The sequence below is a fragment of the Streptomyces piniterrae genome, from assembly GCF_005048155.1.
In the GTDB taxonomy this organism is placed as follows: Bacteria; Actinomycetota; Actinomycetes; order Streptomycetales; family Streptomycetaceae; genus Streptomyces; species Streptomyces piniterrae.
Genome location: NZ_SUMB01000018.1, coordinates 100,294 through 117,970, shown reverse-complemented (window position 1 = coordinate 117,970; position 17,677 = coordinate 100,294). Strand labels below are relative to the sequence as shown.

The 17,677-nt window shown below is 71.5% G+C and carries 17 protein-coding genes; 11 read left to right on the top strand and 6 right to left on the bottom strand.

Features of this window, described 5'->3' with window-relative positions; translation table 11 throughout:
- Positions 1-7: 7 nt before the first annotated feature.
- The 3 genes from FCH28_RS36160 to FCH28_RS39595 are packed head-to-tail and all read left to right on the top strand — an operon-like array spanning position 8 to position 3,192.
- Positions 8-646, top strand: coding sequence for a thermostable hemolysin (locus tag FCH28_RS36160; protein ID WP_136744652.1), 639 nt, complete (start codon positions 8-10; stop codon positions 644-646).
- Positions 633-2,231, top strand: coding sequence for an AMP-binding protein (locus FCH28_RS39600; protein WP_169314345.1), 1,599 nt, complete (start codon positions 633-635; stop codon positions 2,229-2,231). Before FCH28_RS36160 ends, FCH28_RS39600 begins: the two co-directional genes overlap by 14 nt.
- A 43-nt stretch (positions 2,232-2,274) precedes the next feature.
- Positions 2,275-3,192, top strand: a complete 918-nt coding sequence (locus tag FCH28_RS39595) for a TauD/TfdA family dioxygenase (protein WP_169314344.1) — start codon at positions 2,275-2,277, stop codon at positions 3,190-3,192.
- A gap of 85 nt (positions 3,193-3,277) precedes the next feature.
- On the opposite strand, the gene FCH28_RS36150 is transcribed toward FCH28_RS39595, so the two are convergent.
- Both FCH28_RS36150 and FCH28_RS36145 read right to left on the bottom strand, forming a co-directional pair.
- Positions 3,278-4,882: a carboxylesterase/lipase family protein gene (locus FCH28_RS36150; RefSeq protein WP_136744651.1), complete on the bottom strand. Its 1,605-nt coding sequence runs from the start codon at positions 4,880-4,882 to the stop codon at positions 3,278-3,280.
- 357 nt (positions 4,883-5,239) lie between these two features.
- Positions 5,240-6,637: an MFS transporter gene (locus FCH28_RS36145; protein WP_169314343.1), complete on the bottom strand. Its 1,398-nt coding sequence runs from the start codon at positions 6,635-6,637 to the stop codon at positions 5,240-5,242.
- A gap of 139 nt (positions 6,638-6,776) precedes the next feature.
- Between FCH28_RS36145 and soxR the strand changes: the two genes are divergently transcribed.
- Positions 6,777-7,217: a redox-sensitive transcriptional activator SoxR gene (gene soxR, locus FCH28_RS36140; RefSeq protein ID WP_136744649.1), complete on the top strand. Its 441-nt coding sequence runs from the start codon at positions 6,777-6,779 to the stop codon at positions 7,215-7,217.
- A 509-nt stretch (positions 7,218-7,726) separates the two neighbouring features.
- Here the strand turns inward: soxR and FCH28_RS36135 are convergent.
- The gene (locus FCH28_RS36135; RefSeq protein WP_136744684.1) at positions 7,727-8,584 is read right to left on the bottom strand and encodes a 3-hydroxybutyryl-CoA dehydrogenase; all 858 of its coding nucleotides are present in this window, start codon (positions 8,582-8,584) and stop codon (positions 7,727-7,729) included.
- 173 nt (positions 8,585-8,757) lie between these two features.
- Here FCH28_RS36135 and FCH28_RS36130 point away from each other — a divergent pair, with 173 nt between their 5' ends.
- Positions 8,758-10,044: a glycoside hydrolase family 10-like protein gene (locus FCH28_RS36130; protein ID WP_136744648.1), complete on the top strand. Its 1,287-nt coding sequence runs from the start codon at positions 8,758-8,760 to the stop codon at positions 10,042-10,044.
- A 119-nt stretch (positions 10,045-10,163) separates the two neighbouring features.
- On the opposite strand, the gene FCH28_RS36125 is transcribed toward FCH28_RS36130, so the two are convergent.
- A complete protein-coding gene (locus tag FCH28_RS36125) occupies positions 10,164-10,370 on the bottom strand; it encodes a DUF1918 domain-containing protein (RefSeq protein ID WP_136744647.1) in 207 nt (68 codons plus the stop codon).
- A gap of 215 nt (positions 10,371-10,585) precedes the next feature.
- Positions 10,586-11,623, bottom strand: coding sequence for a DMT family transporter (locus tag FCH28_RS36120; RefSeq protein WP_136744646.1), 1,038 nt, complete (start codon positions 11,621-11,623; stop codon positions 10,586-10,588).
- Between FCH28_RS36120 and FCH28_RS36115 the strand changes: the two genes are divergently transcribed.
- The 5 genes from FCH28_RS36115 (at position 11,622) to FCH28_RS36095 (ending at position 15,857) form a co-directional block, all read left to right on the top strand.
- Complete coding sequence (locus FCH28_RS36115) at positions 11,622-13,094, top strand: aminotransferase-like domain-containing protein (protein WP_136744645.1); 1,473 nt, start codon at positions 11,622-11,624, stop codon at positions 13,092-13,094. The two genes, FCH28_RS36120 and FCH28_RS36115, sit on opposite strands and share 2 nt — an antisense overlap.
- Positions 13,095-13,336: 242 nt before the next feature.
- Positions 13,337-13,789: a GNAT family N-acetyltransferase gene (locus tag FCH28_RS36110; RefSeq protein ID WP_136744644.1), complete on the top strand. Its 453-nt coding sequence runs from the start codon at positions 13,337-13,339 to the stop codon at positions 13,787-13,789.
- A gap of 98 nt (positions 13,790-13,887) precedes the next feature.
- Complete coding sequence (locus FCH28_RS36105) at positions 13,888-14,457, top strand: histidine phosphatase family protein (RefSeq protein ID WP_136744643.1); 570 nt, start codon at positions 13,888-13,890, stop codon at positions 14,455-14,457.
- 95 nt (positions 14,458-14,552) lie between these two features.
- The gene (locus FCH28_RS36100; protein WP_136744642.1) at positions 14,553-15,350 is read left to right on the top strand and encodes a hypothetical protein; all 798 of its coding nucleotides are present in this window, start codon (positions 14,553-14,555) and stop codon (positions 15,348-15,350) included.
- A gap of 150 nt (positions 15,351-15,500) precedes the next feature.
- A complete protein-coding gene (locus tag FCH28_RS36095; protein ID WP_136744641.1) occupies positions 15,501-15,857 on the top strand; it encodes an integrase in 357 nt (118 codons plus the stop codon).
- Positions 15,858-15,988: 131 nt separating this feature from the next.
- Here the strand turns inward: FCH28_RS36095 and FCH28_RS36090 are convergent, their stop codons facing one another.
- On the bottom strand, positions 15,989-16,996 hold the full coding sequence (locus FCH28_RS36090; protein WP_136744640.1) for an alpha/beta hydrolase: 1,008 nt from the start codon (positions 16,994-16,996) through the stop codon (positions 15,989-15,991).
- Between the two features lie 104 nt (positions 16,997-17,100).
- Here FCH28_RS36090 and FCH28_RS36085 point away from each other — a divergent pair, with 104 nt between their 5' ends.
- Positions 17,101-17,646 (top strand): PadR family transcriptional regulator, encoded by a 546-nt coding sequence (locus tag FCH28_RS36085; RefSeq protein ID WP_169314342.1) that lies wholly within the window; start codon positions 17,101-17,103, stop codon positions 17,644-17,646.
- Positions 17,647-17,677 lie beyond the last annotated feature (31 nt).

Below are 17,677 nucleotides of genomic sequence, written 5' to 3'. Positions count from 1 at the left end.
GGGAGACATGGAGATATCCATCACCGCAGCTTTCTCACCACAGTGGTACGAGGCGAGAGAGTTCGCTCAACACAACTACCGGACCATGTACGGCGCGCAGACCGCGCCGGCACCGGACATTTTCGTCACCGTGCGGGAGTCGGTGGACAGTGCCGTGATTGCCTGTGCCGGCCTGAGCAACGCTGACAGGGGCACATTCTTTTCGGAAGGCTACCTCGGCCAGCCGGCGCAGAGCGCCCTTGCCCCGGTCTCGGCCACTGCGGTGCAGCGCAGTGAGATCGTGGAGGTCGGCCCGCTGGCCGGTTCGGGCGGAGCGGGCGGCGAACTGGTCCGGCTGCTGCCCATTATCGCGTGGTGCCAGGGGAAACGCTTCATCCTGGCCACCGTCACCGACCGGGTCGCAGGCCTCATGGCACGGCTCCACGTCCCGTTCATCCCGCTGAAGCCAGCCACCCCTGACTGGATGGACGAGGCGACGAAGACGGCCTGGGGAACGTACTACGACCATTCTCCGACCACGGGAGCGGTGCCACTCGACGATATCGGCCAGCTGATCAACGCCTCGACCGGCCGGTACAGCTTCTCGGACCTCGTCGTACAGACTCCCGTCCCGCTTCCCGAGGCGGTGACCAGTGCGCACGCTTGAGCAGGCGCTGACACACCTGGCCGACGACGCCCGTCCGATGATCCAGCTGCTGGCGGCCGACGGCTCCTTGGCCCGTTCGATCGCCTACCGGCACATCGTCGGAGCGGCCGCGGTGCTCGCCGGTGTGCTGCGCGAGCACCCGGTACGGGACCGGTCGCTGCGCCCGGCCGACGACCCCACCGACCCCGCGCAGTTGCACGTGGGTGTGGTCATGGGCAACAGCCCGGAGTTCGTGGTGGCTGACCTCGCCGCTCTCGGCGCCGGCGCGGCAGAGATCCCCGTGCCACTGGCGTTCAACGCCGATCAGGCCGCCTCGATGCTGCAGGACGTCGACATCTGTCTGGTCGACGAGGAGGGTCGCGCTCAGCTGGCCGCATGGGGACGGGAAGACGTACTGCCGCAGGCCGCGGCGCTGGAAGTGGTGGACATCGACCGCCTCGCGGCGCAACAGGCCACGGCCGCACCGCTCTTCAGGGACGGAGCGGGTCCGCAGGACCGGATCTGCAAGGTGATCCACACCTCCGGCACCACGTCGCGCCCCAAAGGGGTCTGCATCCGCGGCGGCGGTCTGGACGCGCTGATCTCCTCCCTGCGCGGGGCGATGCCCGAGCACGCCTACCGCCGTTACCTCTCGCTGGTGCCGTTCAGCCTGCTCATCGAGCAGGTAACAGGCATCTATCTCGTGATCTGCGACGGCGGCACCGTCGTCCTGCTTCCTCCCGAGGCACCGCTCGTCGGCACCTCCTCGTTTGCGCCCCGGGCCGTACTTCCCTACACCCGCGCCGCCCGGCCCACGGCACTGGTGGCCACACCAGCGCTGGCCGAAGCCATGGTCGACCGTGCCGGCTCGGCTCTCGCCGGTGGCCGGAGCCTGGTCGAGGAGCTCTTCGGCGGCCCGGACGCCCCGTTGGTGTGCTGCGGGGGCGCCCCGGTGGATCCGCTCACGCTGGAGAAACTGGATGGCCACGGCGTACCCGTGTACGAGGGGTACGGGTTGAGCGAGAACAGCTCGGTGGTCAGCTGGAACACGCCTGGCGCCCGCCGGGTCGGCACTGTTGGCCGCCCCCTCGCGCATGTGCAGGTGCGGACCGCCCATGACGGTGAACTCCTGGTCCGGAGCACGTCGTTATTCGCCGGCTACAAGGGTGGCGACGACCCATCCGGGTGCCAGGTCGACGCCGACGGCTGGCTGCACACCGGTGATCTCGCCGAGATCGAGGACGGATTCATCCGGATCAAGGGCCGCAAGAAGAGCGTCATCATCACGTCGGCGGGGCGCAACGTGGCCCCGGAGTGGGTCGAGGCACAGTACCGCTCCGTCCCCGCGGTACGGGCCGTCGCCGTCGTGGGCGACGGTATGCCGGCGCTCCACGGGCTCTTCCTGATCGACCCGGAGGCGGACGCCGAGGACGTGCGCGGGCAGCTCGAAGCCGTCGCCCGAGCACGGCTCTCCCGGGTGGAACAGGTCGAAGTGCTCCACCTGCTGTCCGCCGACGAGGACCTGCACTCCGAATTCTTCACGGTGACCGGCAGGCCCCGCCGCTCCGTGATCCAGAAAGCGGTGACGTCGGGCCGTCTTGCCTGACCGTTCACCAGCAACTCGCATTCCGCATCGAAGGAGAGTACCCGTGATCGAAAACGTCGTCGTGTCGCCCTACGGCTCCGGTACGGGGCTGCTGGTCCAGCCCCGGGGCACCGAGAGGGACCTGTCGGTTCTGAGTCCCGTCGAGGTCGTCCGTGCGCTGGGTGAGGCTGGGTTCCTGCTCTTCAGGGGGTTCGACTCCGGCCTGGAGGAGTTCTCGGCATTCGTCGAGTCCCACTCCGAGCGCGTCACCCTGGACCCAGCCCGATCCTTCCACGGAGGATCCACCGCGCAGAAGGTCGACGCGGGATACGACGCGGTGGGCCTGCACTTGGAGAACGGCAACAGCCCGTTTGCCCCCACGCTCACCTGGTTCTACTGCCAGAAGGCGGCCGCTGAGGGATCGCAGACCACAGTCTGCGACGGTTACCGGGTCTGGGACGCACTCAGCGAGGGAACGCGTTCGCTCTTCGCCAGTCAGGACATCGTCTATACCCGGCGGGTGGAGGAGGCCAAGTGGAAGGGCTTCGCCGCCTTCCACCTCGGCACCGCGGACGCGGACTCTGTCACCGTCGAGCAGCTGCGCGACCTGGCGCGGGGCGAGGGTAAGACCGTGATCGAGCCCGTCGAGGACGGCGCGGTCCGCTATGCGTACCGCATACCCGCCGTGCACGGCACCCTGTTCGGCGCCCGCCCTGCGTTCGCCAACAGCATCCTGGGGCCGTCGAACCACTATGAGAAGCCCCGTATCACCTTCACCGACGGGAACGATATCCCGGCTTCCGTCCTTGCGGAGTTGGAGAAGGTGACGGATGCCCAGACCGAGCAGCTCGACTGGGTGGACGGTGACATCGCACTGATCGACAACACCCGGGTGATGCATGGCCGTCGTCCGATCGTCGACGCACGGCGCACCATTTTCAACGCGCAGAGCGACATGGACACCGAGCTGCTGGCCGCCTGACCGCCACTGCGCCCATGGTTCGCTGGGATCCGCCGGCCGCTGGGCCGGGCCGGCACACCGCCGGCCCGGCCCAGCGGCCACACCGTCACTGCGGTGAGATCAGGGCGCTGGCGGGCCAGAGCGCACGCCGCTCCGGCTCCACCAGCGAACCCAGCGTGGTACCCGCGAATTCTCCACCCACCGCCCGGACTACGGGGCGCTCGGGAGTGTGCTCGGCCCAGGTGGGGGAGGGGGATCCGGTCCGTACGAAGGCCCCCCACATTCTGCGGACGCTGTGGCGCAGTCGCTGCATGCCGCCCTGGTCGGCGTCGGCGAACAGCGGGGCGTGACGGGCCTCCTCACGGCCCAGCAGAAACGGGATGTCGACGCAGTGACAGGCCCGGAGCGCGCTGTAACGGCCCGGTACCTGCCAGTCGAAACGGAACATCCGGGTGCGTGCCCCGTGCCGGTGCAGGATGTCCGCGAAGGCGTGTGTCGGCGCGGCGAAGAAGGCGTCCGTCTTGAACTCCTCGAAGGCCGTCGACAGCGCGTTGTACGGCGGCGAGACCGCGGCGGCGTACGTCTCCAGCGCCTCGTCCGCGCGGGAGCCGAATGCCCTGGCGAACTCCGCCGTCACGCCGTCCCGGCCTGCGTTGCTCACCGGTGCCGACTGCCGGGCGAACCAGAGGGCGCACTCGTGCCGGGTCGTGCCCAGCATGATCTCCGTACCGGCGAGTTCCGGGGAAGCCCGCAGCGCCTGGGCTGTGTCCGGAGCGACGACGGGGCCGTCCTCGACGAGCCGGAAAGGCGGACGTACGTCCCCTGCGGGCCGCGGCCGGGTCAGAACGTGCTGCTGTGCCCTGCGGAGTTGGCCGAGAGTGGCTTGGCGCAGGTCCTCGGCCCCCTCGGCGCCGAGAGCCTTCCGGAAGATCTCGGCGGTCTCGGCGGCTTCTGCGCGCGGCATCGGCGCCATGCCCAGCGGCGCACTGTGCAGCAGGGCGCGACGGAAAAGCGGCCGGACCTGCGGCAGGGCCAGCAGGGCTGCCAGGCTCTGTCCGCCGGCGGACTGCCCGGCCACTGCTATCTGATCCGGGTCGCCTCCGAACGCGCCGATCTCTTTCTTGATCCAGCGCAACGCGGCGATCTGGTCCAGAAGTCCGGCATTGGTCGTCCAGCCGGCCTCCGACGGCGTCCGAAAGGTCAGCTCTGTTCCCGAGCCCTCGATCCGCGCGGGTTCCGCCCACTCGGGAGCGAGGAATCCCAGGGCCCCCAGCCGGTAATTGACCAGGACGACCACGATCTGCTCCTGCGCTGCCAGCTCTGCCCCGTCATAGCGCGCAAGGTCCGCACCCCCGGTCAGGAAGCTGCCACCCGGGAGCCACACCAAGACAGGGCGCGGTCCCTGGCGAAGCGACGGCGACCAGACGTTCACCGTCAGGCAGGATTCGGTCTCCGCCGGCTTGGGGTCGTTCATCAACGTGCCGACGGCGGAGGGGAGCTGGAGCGGTGCGGTGCCCACGGGGCCGTCGGCCCGCAGGATTTCCCGCCGGCCAAGCGGCGGAAGCGGCACCGCGAATCGCCGCTCGGCCAGGGGCGGTGCGGCATAGGGCACCCCACGGAAGGCAGCCACGCTCATGCCCGGCCCCTCCCGTCGGCCGCGGACAAGACCTTCCGACACCTGTACATCGACGGTATCTGTGTTCACTGCCATGATGGTGGGTCTTCCTTTGCTGTCACTTGGCCGGCCCGGTCCGGGACCAGCCGCGTCTCGACATGCAGGGCCTGGTGCACGGGGCCGAGGAGTGTGTCGTAAACGGCGTGCCGTACGAGGGGAGAGCGGAACCGCAAGAGCGCCCCGGTCTGCGTGTCCTGGCCGCTGGGTCCAGGCCCTGTTGGAGGCGGCCGACGGAAAGTGGTGGCACGCGTCAGCGTCGGGATGTGCGCCGACTCGACGACGGCGGGATGCAGCCAGGCATCGCACTGGGCGAACTCCTTGCCGCTTCCGGCCACCGCCGCGTTTCTGCCGTTCTTTTGGCGCTTCGTGCGGTCCCCGTTGCCGCGGGCGTTCCTAGCGCTCGGCCGGTGAAGCCTGCTTCGGCCGACTCCCGGTGGCCTCGGCAGCGCTGTCGAAGGTGCCCTTCCGACGCCAGGCCGATGTGCCCAGCCACACGCACCACGCGCCCAGGAGACCCGTCAGGCCGATGCCGCAGAGTGCCAGCCGCGCCTGGTCCACGGGGGCGGGACCGCCGAGGTGGACCAGCACACCGGCGACAGCGGACCCGATGGCGTTGGAGATCAGCTGCACGGTGTTGATCGCGGCGGCAGCGGTGTCGCCCTCGTCGTCGAACCGGACGCCGCCCATGACGCGGGTGGCCACGTGAGGCCAGGCGATGCCCACACCGGCGCCGCCCACCAGGAGCGCCGCGACCCAGGCCACCGTCACCCCGCTGCCCATCGCCTCTGTCACCAGCAGTCCCGCGGTCACGAACCCGATCGTGACCAGCAGCGGTCCCGCCGACGCCACCCGGCTCTTGGCGCGCAGCCCGGAGACGCCCGCGCTGGGCATCTCTCCCAGGGTCCAGCCCAGCGCGATCGCGGCACCGGCGAAACCTGCCACCAGCGGGGCCAGTCCGGCCAGACGCTGCCCAAACAGCGGGATGAACGCCTCGATCTGTGAGGCGATGGACAGCAGCGCGATAGCGCCGTAGCACCAGGGAAGCGGTGAGGAGAGGGAAAAGGTCGACCGGGGCAGGATCCGCCCGCCACGCCGTTTGTCGTGGGCGAACGCCAGGCCCAGCCCGAGCAGGGCCGCCAGCAGTAGCGCAGCGAGCACGCCGGCGGAACCCACGATGTTGCCGATGCTGACCAGCAGCACAGCGCTCAGCAGTAGGCCAACGGTGAGCGGGGAGGCGACGGGAGGTACGTCACCGCCTCGCGTCGCGGGTACGGCGAGCGGCACGAGCATCGTCACCACCGCCGCCGCGACCAGCAGCGCCACCATCGCCCCGCGCCACATGCCGTACTGCGCGAAGGCGCCGCCGACCGCCGGGCCCAGGAAGGTGCCCACTCCCCACATGCCGGACACGAGCGCGGTGCCGAGGGACCACAGGCCCTCCGGCAGCAGCGAGCGGATCAGCGCGTACCCCAGCCCGCACAGCAGGCCGCCTCCCAAGCCCTGGACGAAACGTCCGGTCAGCAGGACTTCCATGGCCGGGGCGGCCGCGCAGACCACGGTGCCGAGGGCGAAGGAGCCGAGGGCCACGAAGTAGGTGTTGCGGGCACCGAGCCGCGGCAGCACCCAGCTCACCAACGTCGAGGAGATCACCGAGGCGAGCAGGAAGACGGTGGTCACCCAGGCGTAGAACCTGTCGCCGCCGATGTCATCCACGGCGGCCGGCAGCAGACTCGTCGTAAGGAACACGTTCGTCGCGTACAGGCCGACGCCGCCGGCGAGCACGACGGCCACACGGCGGTGCCTGCCCCCGAGTAAGTCGCGCCAACTTCCTTGGGCAGCGGGTTCTTTCCCGTGGAGATCAGAGTCACTGGACATGCGTCGAACATAGAACCTCAGGTGCGCCTGAGGTCAATGCCGTATCGTTTGGGTCATGTCGAATGCGAACACGTTGCTCACCGTCGGGGAGGCTGCTTACCGCAGCGGAGCAACCGTCGCTGCACTGCATCACTACGAGGAGCTTGGCCTGCTGTCCCCGCAGCGCACTTCGGGAAACCAGCGCCGCTACCCGCGCCACATGCTGCGCCGCATCGCCCTGATCCGCATGGCCTCCAGCGTCGGCATTCCCCTGTCCGACATCCGCGAGGCCATGCGCGAACTCCCCGAGGACCGGGCACCCAACCGGGCTGAGTGGGAACACCTCACGGGCCTGTGGCGCGATGCCATCGAAGAACGCATCGACACCCTGCAGCAGATGCGCAGTCAGTTCATCGAGTGCATCGGCTGCGGCTGCCTGTCGATGAGCCGGTGCTCCATCGTCAACCCGAACGACAAGCTCGCCCCGCCACCTCCAAAGGCGAGTGAGGCCGGCTGACCTCCGGTGAGGCCGGAGGAGATCGTGTCAAACGCCTCGCCGACGCGGCGGTCCGGGGAGGGCACGCTCCATGGCCACGACGGTTGGCCTGCGCGGGCTCGGACACCACGGCCAGGGCCGGTGCCACTCGTCGCGGCAGATGGCTCAAGCAGACCTACGCAGCAATGCATCTTCCGATGCAGGCTCGACCGCCCTGGTCGGGCCGCTCCGACCAGCTACTTCCCAGGGATTGTTGAGGGACTTTCAGCTCTGTCCCAGGGATTTCAGGGACTTTTCGCTGAGTGGGAGGGAAGGCCCAGGCAGCTCCGAAAGGCGCAAAGTGCCAGGTCAGGGCTGTTTCCTTACCAACTGATGAGCTCGCCGAGTTGTGTCTCGGGCGGACCGTGGTGGCCGGGCGAGGATGCGCGGGCGAGGTGCCTTGTAGGCGCCGCGCGAACCACTCGACGACGGCGCCGCCGTAGGCGCTGTTCCCCCTTGAACAGCGCCAGTTGGCGGCGTCGCCGCACGCGTCAGTACGAGTAGAAACCCGACCCCGACTTCCGGCCCAGCCGCCCCGCATCCACCATCCGCTGGAGCAGCGGGGGAGCGGCGTACAGCGGCTCCTTGTACTCCTCGTACATCGAGGCGGCGACCGAGGCGACGGTGTCCAGGCCGATCAGGTCGGACAGCTTGAGCGGGCCCATCGGGTGGGCGCAGCCCAGCTCCATGCCGTTGTCGATGTCCTCGCGGCTGGCCATGCCCGACTCGAACATCCGGATCGCGGAGAGCAGGTACGGGATGAGCAGCGCGTTGACCACGAATCCCGAGCGGTCCTGGGCGCGGATCGCGTGCTTGCCCAGCACATCCTGCACCAGCGCCTCGGAGCGCTTGACGGTCTCCTCGCCGGTGGTCAGCGCGGGGATCAGCTCGACCAGCTTCTGCACCGGGGCCGGGTTGAAGAAGTGGATGCCGATGACCTGGTCGGGGCGGGAGGTGGCGACCGCCAGCTTCACCAGGGGGATGGAGGAGGTGTTGGACGCCAGGATCGCGTCCGGGCGGGTGATCACCTGGTCGAGGACCTGGAAGATCTCGGTCTTGACCTGCTCGTTCTCCACGACGGCCTCTATGACGAGATCGCGGTCGGCGAACTCCCCGAGGTCGGTGGTGAAGCTGAGCCGGCCGAGCGTCGTGTCCCGTTCCGCAGCAGTGATCTTGCCGCGTTCGGCGGCCTTGCCGAGAGAGTTCGTCAAGCGGGTACGGCCCAGCTCCAGGGCTTCGCCGGTGGTCTCGGCGACCATGACGTCCAGTCCGGCGCGCGCGCACACCTCGGCGATGCCCGCGCCCATCTGGCCGCAGCCCACCACGCCGACGCGTGCGATGTCGGTGATTGTGTCCGTCACCTCGTGCCTTTCGCTGATCTTCGGGACTCGGCGGGTGACGCCGTAAGGGTCCGGCGCCCGCCTCGGCCCCGACGTTACTCCGCACGGTGCTGTGCTCCGGGCGCCGGGGCGGGCATCCTGAGCCCTCAGGACGGGATGAAGCGGACAAGTTGGGGGCTTTGATGAGCCGGATCACACGACGTGGGTTCTCGGTGGTCGCGCTCGGCGCGGCCTCGTCGCTGCTCGGAACGGGCGCGGCGGCGGGCGAAGGCGGCCCGGCGGGCGCCGGGCAAGGGGAAGGGGAGGCGGAAGGGGACGGGGGCCGGGTGGGTGAGCGGCACCGGAGGGGGTGCGGGCTGCGGGGCATGTGGCTGGCGACGGTCGCCAACCGCGACTGGCCCTCCGCCCCGGGCCTGGACCCCGCCCGGCAGCAGGACGAACTGCTGGCCCACCTCGACACCGCCGCCGAGCGCCGGCTGAACACGGTGTTCTTCCAGGTACGGCCCACCGCCGACGCCCTGTGGCCCTCCCCGTACGAGCCCTGGGCGCAGTACCTCACCGGTGAGCAGGGCAAGCACCCCGGCTGGGACCCGCTCGGCTTCGCGGTCCGTGAGGCGCACCGGCGCGGTCTCGCACTGCACGCCTGGTGCAACCCCTACCGGGTGGCCAACCACACCGACCCCACCCGACTCGTGCCGTACCACCCGGCACGCCGGCACCCCGAGTGGGTTCTCCCGTACGGCGGCAAGCTCTACTACAACCCCGGGCTGCCGGAGGTCCGTCGCTTCGTCCAGGACGCGATGCTGGACGCGGTGCGGCGCTATCCCGTCGACGGGCTGCACTTCGACGACTACTTCTATCCGTATCCCGTCGCGGGCCGGACCTTCGACGACGATGCGGCCTATGCGGCGTACGGTGCGGACTTCCCCGACCGCGGCGACTGGCGGCGGCACAACGTCAACCTGCTGATCCGGGAGACGCGGCGGCGGGTTGCCGCCCTCGGGCGCCGGGTGCGGTTCGGCGTCAGCCCGTTCGCCGTCTGGCGCAACCGCGCCACCGACCCGCGGGGCTCCGACACCCGGGCCGGGGTGCAGACCTACGACGATCTGTACGCCGACACCCGGCGCTGGGTGCGCGAGGGCTGGCTCGACTACATCGTGCCGCAGGTCTACTGGCACCTCGGCTTCGCGGCCGCCGACTACGCCGAGCTGGTTCCCTGGTGGTCGCGGACCGTGTCGGGCACCGGCGTGGATCTCCACATCGGAGAGGCGCTCTACAAGGCGGGCGACCCGGCGCAGCCGCCTGCCTGGCAGGACCCGGCCGAACTCTCCCGCCATCTGACCTTCGCCCGCGACTTCCCGCAGGTCGGCGGGCATGTCTTCTTCTCGGCGAAGGAGGTCGCCGAGGACCGGTCGGGTGCGATGGCCCGAGTCGTGCGCGACCACTACGGCGGCGGGGCGCGGCCGTAGTGGCGCGGAGGGCCGGCGGGCCCGTATCGGTGCCGGGGAACCCGCTGTGAGGTGTGGCGGGTCCGTCATGGCGGCGGGTCCCGCCATGACCGCGGGTCCCGCTGCGACGGAGGGTTCCGCTACTGGGGCGAGCGCTTACCGGACTTGATGTGCTGAACGACCGAGTCGGGGCCGGGAGACATGATCGTCTCGTGCCCGTCCTCTGAGCGGACGCGGTACGGCGGGTCGCCGTGCTCTCCCAGGACCTCGACGATCTCGACGGAGTGGTCCTTGTGCCCGACGGTCCTGCCGTGCACCACGAGCCGGTCGCCCTTGCTTGCGTGCATCAGGGGTGTCCTCCCGCTTCGGGCGGCCGTGGCACCGGGACGGCCGACAGCGCGGCGGCCGAGCGGTTGAACGGCCAACGGATTGCGGACCAGTGGGACGGCCCGGACGGCCATACATGCCATCGCGGCAAGTTTACGTCCGGGGGCCGGTGTCGCATCCGGTGCGGAGCGGACCGGCCGGGGCCCCCGCCCGTCAGCCGCCCGTCAGCCGCCGGTCAGCCGCGTGTCCGCTGGGTGACCGCGATGCACACCAGCACCGCCAGCGCCGCCACGGGAGCCGCCGGCGGCAGCCGCTCGCCGAGCAGCAGCACCGACCACACCAAGGTCAGCAGCGGCTGGGCGAGCTGCAGCTGGCTGGCCTTGGCGACGCCGATCGTGGCCATCCCCCGGTACCAGGCGACCATGCCGAGGAACGTCGAGCCGACCGCCAGCCACAGCAGACCGGCGACCGAGCGTCCCGTGAGGTGCAGCGGCTCAATGGACAGCGCGACGGCCGTGCCCACCACCGCCAGCGGCAGGGCCAGCACCAGCGCCCAGCCGATCACCTGCCAGCCCGGCATATGGCGGGCCAGCCGGCCGCCCTCCGCGTAGCCGGCCGCGCACACCAGCAGCGAGGCGAACAGGAACAGATCGCCGGTGCTCGGCGTCCCGCCGCTCTGCTGCACGGCGAAGCCGATGACGACGACGGCGCCGGTCAGCGAGGCGATCCAGAAGGTGCGGGACGGGCGGGCGCCGGTCCGCAGGGCCGAGAAGGCGGCGGTCGTCAGCGGCAGCAGGCCGATCACGACGGCCGCGTGCGAGGTGGTGGAGGTCTGCAGGGCGAACGTGGTCAGCAGCGGGAAGCCGAGGACGACACCGCCCGTCACCACCGCGATCCCCGCCCAGTGGCGCCGCTCGGGGACCCGCACCCGGAACGCCGCCAGGCAGGCGCCGGCGAGCGCGGCGGCCAGCAGTTCGCGGAGCGCCACCACCGTCCAGGGGCCCATGCCCTCCAGGGCCAGAGCGGTCCCGGGGAAGGTCAGCGAGAACGTGGCGACGGCGAGCGCGGCGAGGAGTGCGCCACGGCCGAAGCCCGCGCTGCGGGCGGCCGGGGTGGTCTGGGAGGCGGTGGTGGTTCCGTGGGCGGCAGCGGTGGCAGCGGTGGCAGCGGTGGCAGCGGTGCTGGTCGCCGGGCCGGCGTCCCGGGGGCTGCCCCTCTCCGGGGTGATCACCGCTATCGCGGCGGAGTCGGTAGCGCTATCGTTGTCTCTCATGCATGAGCGTAGCAGTGTCGCCGAACTGGCCGCCAATCTCCGTACGGAGCTCAATCGCTACTCACCCGGAGAGAAGCTGCCGTCGAGTCGTGCCCTCGTGGAGCGCCACCGGGTCAGCCCGGTGACGGTCTCCCGGGCGCTCGCCGCGCTGGCCGCCGAGGGCCTGGTCGTCACCCGGCCGGGCGCCGGGGCCTTCCGGGCCGAGCCGCGCGGCGAGACGCCCCGGCCGGTCGACACCTCCTGGCAGGAGATCGCGCTCAGCGCCGAATCCGCCGCCGACCAGGTGCCGCGCAGCGTCGACGCCTCGGGCGTACTGGCCACGCTCGCCGTCCCCGCCCCCGGAGTCATCGAACTCAGCGGCGGCTATCTGCACCCCGATCTACAGCCCGAACGCGCCCTCGCCGCCGCGCTGGCCCGCGCCGGACGACGGCCGGGCGCCTGGAACCGGCCCCCGGTCGAAGGCGTGCCGGAGCTGCGCGCCTGGTTCGCGCGGGAGATCGGCGGCCCCGGGGGCGGGCTCGCCGCCAGCGACGTCCTCGTCACCGCCGGCGGCCAGAGCGCGCTCACCGCCGCACTGCGCGCGCTGGCCCCGCCCGGCGCGCCGCTCCTCGTGGAGTCCCCGACCTACCCGGGCATGCTGGCCGCCGCCCGCGCCTCCGGCCTGCGCCCGGTACCCGTACCGATCGACGCGGACGGCGTCCGCACCGATCTGCTCGCCGACGCCTTCCGGGCCAGCGGCGCGCGGGTCTTCGTGAGTCAGCCCCTGTTCCAGAACCCGACGGGCGCGGTGCTCGCCGTGGAGCGGCGGCGCGAGGTGCTGCGGGTGGCCCGCGCGGCCGGGGCGTTCGTCGTCGAGGACGACTTCGCCCGGCGGCTGGTCCACGACGACGCGCCCGCGCTCCCGCCGACCCTGATGGCCGACGACCAGGACGGCACGGTCGTGCACGTCTGCTCCCTGACCAAGGCCACCTCGCCCAGCCTGCGGGTGGGCGCACTGGCCGCCCGGGGCCCGGTCCGCGACCGGCTGCGCGCCATCCAGGTCGTCGACAGCTTCTTCGTGCCGGGACCGCTCCAGGAAACCGCGCTGGAACTCGTCGGCTCGCCCGCCTGGACCCGCCATCTGCGGGCGATCTCCGCCGAGTTGACGGTACGCAGAGACGCCCTGGTCGCCGCCCTGCACCGGCAGCTGCCCGCACTCGTCGAGCCGGCCCGGGGCGGCGGGCTCTTCGTCCCGCCGGGCGGCTACCACCTCTGGCTGCGGCTGCCCGACGGTACCGACGAGGAGGCGCTGACCGGCGCCGCGCTGCGCGCGGGCGTCGTGGTCGCGGCCGGCCGCCCCTACTTCCCGGCCGAGCCGCCCGCCCCGCATCTGCGGCTGAGCTTCGCGGCCGCGGCCGGCACCGGTGAGGTCACGGAGGGCGTGCGCAGGCTGCGGGCGGCGTGCGACGAGTTGGGGGTTCCGACGGGGTGAGGGGGTTCGAGGGATGAGGGTTCCCCCAACCGCGGGGGCCTCTCTGTCTGGGGTTTCCCTGTCCACCGTGGATCTCTGGGGCTGACGTTTCCTACGGACTTGGGTGCCCACCGCGCTGGTCGTTTCGACGGGGCGGGCCGGCCTCCCAGGACCGCCCCGGCCCCGGCGCGCGCCACCCGTCGGCCGCCCCTCACCCGCCCACCGGTTCGACGCCGCCGCCGCGCTTCTGCCAACCTCCCGGCATGAACGATCACGCCCTCGACGGCTACGAGATCTCCACCGACCCGGCCCGCCTGGACGCCGACCTCGTCCACCACTGGCTGTCCACCGACGCCTACTGGGCCCTCGGCCGCCCCCGTGAACTCCATGACCGCGCCGTCGCGGGCTCCCTCAACTTCGGCCTGTACGCGACCGGTTCGGGACGCCAGGCCGCCTACGCCCGGGTGGTCACCGACCATGCCACCTTCGCCTGGCTCTGCGATGTCTATGTCGCCCGCGACGACCGCGGCAAGGGCCTGGGCACCGCCCTCGTCGAAGCCGTCGCGGACCATATGACGCCCTGCGGGCTGAGCCGCATCACGCTCGCCACCCAGGACGCCCACGGCGTCTACGAGAAGATCGGCTTCCGGAGTCTGGTGTCCCCGGAGCAGTGGATGACCTTGGGGCTGATCGACCCGGGGCCCATCGACATCTGAGCTGTCCACGTCATTCCGTCATTGCGGCCCTTCCCTCCGTTCCTTCCACATCCGATGAGGGGGGTTGATCCGAGGGGCCCTCCTCTTACCATCAGCGAATGAACGTTCGCCTCAAGCTGCTCGCCGCCGCCCGCAGCTCCTCGCTGCTCGAGACGCGGTTCGACGACGACCGCCCGCTCGACGCCGCCGGATGGCACGAGGCCGAGCGCGCCGCCCCGGTACTGTGCCGGCTCGCCGCCGCCGAACTGCGCTACCGCTCCCCGTCCGCACGCTGCCGGGAGACCGGCGACGCCCTGGGTCTCACCCCGCTCGCCCAGCCGGCGCTGCGGGACTGCGACATGGGCCGCTGGCGCGGCCGGACACTGGGCGAGGTGACCGCCGCCGAGCCCCGGGCGGTGGACGCCTGGCTCGCCGACCCCCGCTCCGCACCGCACGGCGGCGAGTCACTGCTGGCCTTCATCAGCCGGGTCGGCGGCTGGATGGACACCCGGCCCGCCGATGACGGCGCCGGACTGCTGGCGGTCGCCGAGCCCGGGGTCGTCCGCGCGGCCCTGGTCTACGCCCTCCAGGCGCCGCCGCACACGTACTGGCGGATCGACGTCCAGCCACTGTCCGTGACCACCCTGGTCCGGCGGTCGGGCACCTGGGGTCTCCTGCTGGACGGGTGAGCGCGGCTCCGGGCGCGGGCCGGCGTCCGCCGGTCCGCCACCCGGAAAGCCCAGCCGAACGTGCGAGTGCCGGGCGCGGGCGTTTCGCTCGGGATATGCATATACGCCACGCGATGCAGAAGAGCCGGGCCCGTCACCACGCCGCCCGTCACTACGCCTCGGCGGTGCGCCACGCCTCGGTGGCCGGAGTCCTGGCGGTCGCCGGCACGCTGTACGGCGCGGTGTCCGGCGCCGCCGCGGCCGACCCCGGTGACCCGAAGCAGGTGGTCGTCCAGCCCGATCCGGTGGCGCCGGGCGGCGAGTTCTCCCTCTCCGACGGCGGCAACTGCACCGGCGGGACCGGCGAGGCCAGCTTCGAGGGCGGGGGCATCCCGAAGCTGCCCCTGTCCATGCGGAACAACGAGTTCGGCGGAACCGGCACGGTGCCGGAGACCACCAGGCCGGGCACCTACACGGTCACCGTGACGTGCGGCGCCGATGGACCAGAGCAGCACGGCGAGGCTCCGGCCGTCGAGGGCGACACCGCATACGGCGACCAACTGGGCGCTGAACAGGGTGCGGAGCCAGGCGCCGAGCCAGGCGCCGAGCAAGGCGCGGCGCAGGGTGAGGACAAGGAAAGGGACAGGGAACAGGGCGATGGGGGAGGCCGGCGGAAGTTCACCGGCACCCTGACCGTCTCGGGCTCCCTCTCGGGCTCGGGCGCGGGCGAGTCGGGTGGGCCGGACGCGTCTGAACAGGGCATCCCCGGTGGCGGGTCGAACACCGGCCTCGGCGGCGGTTCCGGCTCCGGTCTGAACACCGGCATCACGGCGGTCGGCAGCGCACTGCTGGCCGGCGCGGTGGGCTGGGGAGTCGTCCTCCACCGCCGCCGTACTCGCGGCGGCCGGGGCTGACGCCGGAGGCGGTGGCCGTGCCGATGCCCGGAGCCGGTGGCCGTGCCACGGACCGGCCCGGCCCGACGGCCGAGGCCGTTGTCAGAGGCGTCCGCTAGCTTTGTTCACAGACAGTCAGGGGAGCCAGCGGGAACCAGGGGGGTGGCGTCCGTGGGGAAGCGCCGTGTCCGAACCATCCGTTTCGACGCACAGGAATTCCGGTGGACCGGGGCGATCGGCATCCGGCATGACGAGTCGGACTGCAGGCGGTATGTCCAGCTCCGGGTGTGGGGCAGCGCCGGCAGGACCGGCCAGGTGCTCGACGTCGCGCTGGTGTCGGCGGGCCCGCAGGGACCGTGGGGCGCGTGTACGGACAACGTCTACCCCACGCCGCGCGATGTGCGGACGGTGATCGAGTACGCGCTCGCGCGAGGCTGGGACCCAGCCGCCCGCGGCGGCACCTTCACCCTCGGACCCGGTGGCGAGGGCGAGTCCGAGCCGATAGGTCTCACCGACTTCACGCTGTAGCCGGGCCTGTGGCGGGGCCCGCGGGCGGGACGTGCAGCTGCGTGGCGTCCGAGGCGAGTGGCGAGCGGGGCCCCTCGCCATCACCCCGTCACCCCGTCACGCCATCACCCCGCCCGCGCCGAACCCATGGGTCACCCCCTCAGCGCGACGCGGAGTGCCGCCAGCCAGTGCTCGGTGGTGCGCCGCGCTGGCTCCGTGTCGGGCGCGAACGCCTCGAAGAGGTGCCAGGCGCCGGGGACGTCCTTGACCTCGACCGGTACATCGGCCTCCGTCAACCGGCGGGCGTAGTCGAGTCCTTCGTCGCGCAGCGGGTCGAGTCCGCAGGTGAGGACGTACGCGGGCGGGAGGCCGGAGAGGTCGGTGGCGCGCGCGGGCGCCGCGTACGCGGGGACGTCCGGACCCCGGTCGGCGCCCAGATAGGTGTCCCACATGTGCCGGACCCCGACGCCGTTCGTGATCCGCGGGTCCGCTATCCGCCGCATCGAGGCGGTCCGTGCCCGGTCGTCGAGGCACGGGATCAGGAGTCCCTGGAAGGCGATCGGCGGTCCCTGGCGGTCGCGGGCCATCAGGCACACGGCGGCGCTCAGGCAGCCGCCCGCCGACGCCCCGGTGACCGCGATCCGCCCGGCGTCGATGCCGAGCTCACCCGCCGTCGCGGCCATCCACCGCAACGCGGCGTAGCAGTCCTCGACGCCTGCCGGATACCGGTGCTCGGGGGCCAGCCGGTAGTGCACATTGACCACCACCGCACCGGCCGCCACGCAGGCGTCGCGTGCCATCGGGCTGGGCCCGTCCAGCTCCCCGTACGCGAAACCGCCCCCGTGGATATAGAGCACGCCCGGCAGTGGGCCCTCGGCCCCGGCCGGACGCAGCACCTGCACGTCGATCGTGTTGCCGTCAGGCCCGGGGATCGTCATATGGCGGACGGTGAGCCGCGGGTCGTTGTCGGGGACGCGCGACCCCAGAAACGCCTTGAAGCCGGCGCGCGTCGCCTCGATGTCGAGGTACGGGTTCGCGGGCCGCTCCGGCAGCGCGGCCAGGGTCCCGGCCAGTTCCGGATGCACCCTCAACGCCCGCAATTCCTCCGAATCCCGAAAATCCTGATGAGCCTTCTCCTGCGTGAACACGCTCTCCACCATCCCCCTCTGAATCTCCCTACGAGAATCATCTCATTGATACGGTCTCGATGAGATGGAAGCTATGGTCTCATTGGGATGGTGTCAAGGGGAGGGAGGGGCGAAGCATGGCGGAGTGCAGCCCTGCCGGGTATGCCGTGCTCGGTCTGATCGCCCGGCACGGCCCGATGACGCCGTACGAGCTGAAGGCCCGGATCCAGGACGACATCGAGCCCTTCTGGCCGATCCCGCATGCGCAGCTCTATCGGATCCCGCCGGGGCTGGCGCAGGCCGGCCTCCTCCGGGAAGAGGCCGAAACGACGGGCCGCCGCCGACGGATCTTCCACCTCACCGACAACGGCCGCGCGGCCCTGGAGCGCTGGATCGCCGAGCCGGACACGGGCGAACCGGAAACCCGCGACCCGGCTCAGGTGAAACTGTTCTTCGCCGATCTCGGCGCCCCCGCGGACATCGTCGCCCTGGCCACCCGGCAGGCCGCCCAGCACCGCAAATGGCTCAGCCACTACGAGTCGCTGCGCGCCGAGCTCGAACCGTCCAAGGACTCACGGCAGTCGGCCCGTGCGCGACTGCTGCGACTCGGCGTGCTGCATGAGCAGGCCCATGTCGACTTCTGGGAATCGCTGGCCGCCGACCCGGGGCGGCTCGACGACTGAGGTGGCGGCAGGGTGAGCGGCGGGTGGCCTG

What these genes read in the sequence shown, in the direction of transcription:
- FCH28_RS36130 (WP_136744648.1), top strand. Translation starts at nt 8,758, where the DNA reads ATGAGCCGGATCACACGACGTGGGTTCTCGGTGGTCGCGCTCGGCGCG.
- FCH28_RS36105 (WP_136744643.1), top strand. Translation starts at nt 13,888, where the DNA reads ATGAACGTTCGCCTCAAGCTGCTCGCCGCCGCCCGCAGCTCCTCGCTG.
- FCH28_RS36085 (WP_169314342.1), top strand. Translation starts at nt 17,101, where the DNA reads ATGGCGGAGTGCAGCCCTGCCGGGTATGCCGTGCTCGGTCTGATCGCC.
- FCH28_RS36115 (WP_136744645.1), top strand. Translation starts at nt 11,622, where the DNA reads ATGCATGAGCGTAGCAGTGTCGCCGAACTGGCCGCCAATCTCCGTACG.
- FCH28_RS36150 (WP_136744651.1), bottom strand. Translation starts at nt 4,882, where the DNA reads ATGGCAGTGAACACAGATACCGTCGATGTACAGGTGTCGGAAGGTCTT.
- FCH28_RS36120 (WP_136744646.1), bottom strand. Translation starts at nt 11,623, where the DNA reads ATGAGAGACAACGATAGCGCTACCGACTCCGCCGCGATAGCGGTGATC.
- FCH28_RS36160 (WP_136744652.1), top strand. Translation starts at nt 8, where the DNA reads ATGGAGATATCCATCACCGCAGCTTTCTCACCACAGTGGTACGAGGCG.
- FCH28_RS36090 (WP_136744640.1), bottom strand. Translation starts at nt 16,996, where the DNA reads ATGGTGGAGAGCGTGTTCACGCAGGAGAAGGCTCATCAGGATTTTCGG.
- FCH28_RS36125 (WP_136744647.1), bottom strand. Translation starts at nt 10,370, where the DNA reads ATGCACGCAAGCAAGGGCGACCGGCTCGTGGTGCACGGCAGGACCGTC.
- soxR (WP_136744649.1), top strand. Translation starts at nt 6,777, where the DNA reads ATGTCGAATGCGAACACGTTGCTCACCGTCGGGGAGGCTGCTTACCGC.
- FCH28_RS36110 (WP_136744644.1), top strand. Translation starts at nt 13,337, where the DNA reads ATGAACGATCACGCCCTCGACGGCTACGAGATCTCCACCGACCCGGCC.
- FCH28_RS36100 (WP_136744642.1), top strand. Translation starts at nt 14,553, where the DNA reads ATGCATATACGCCACGCGATGCAGAAGAGCCGGGCCCGTCACCACGCC.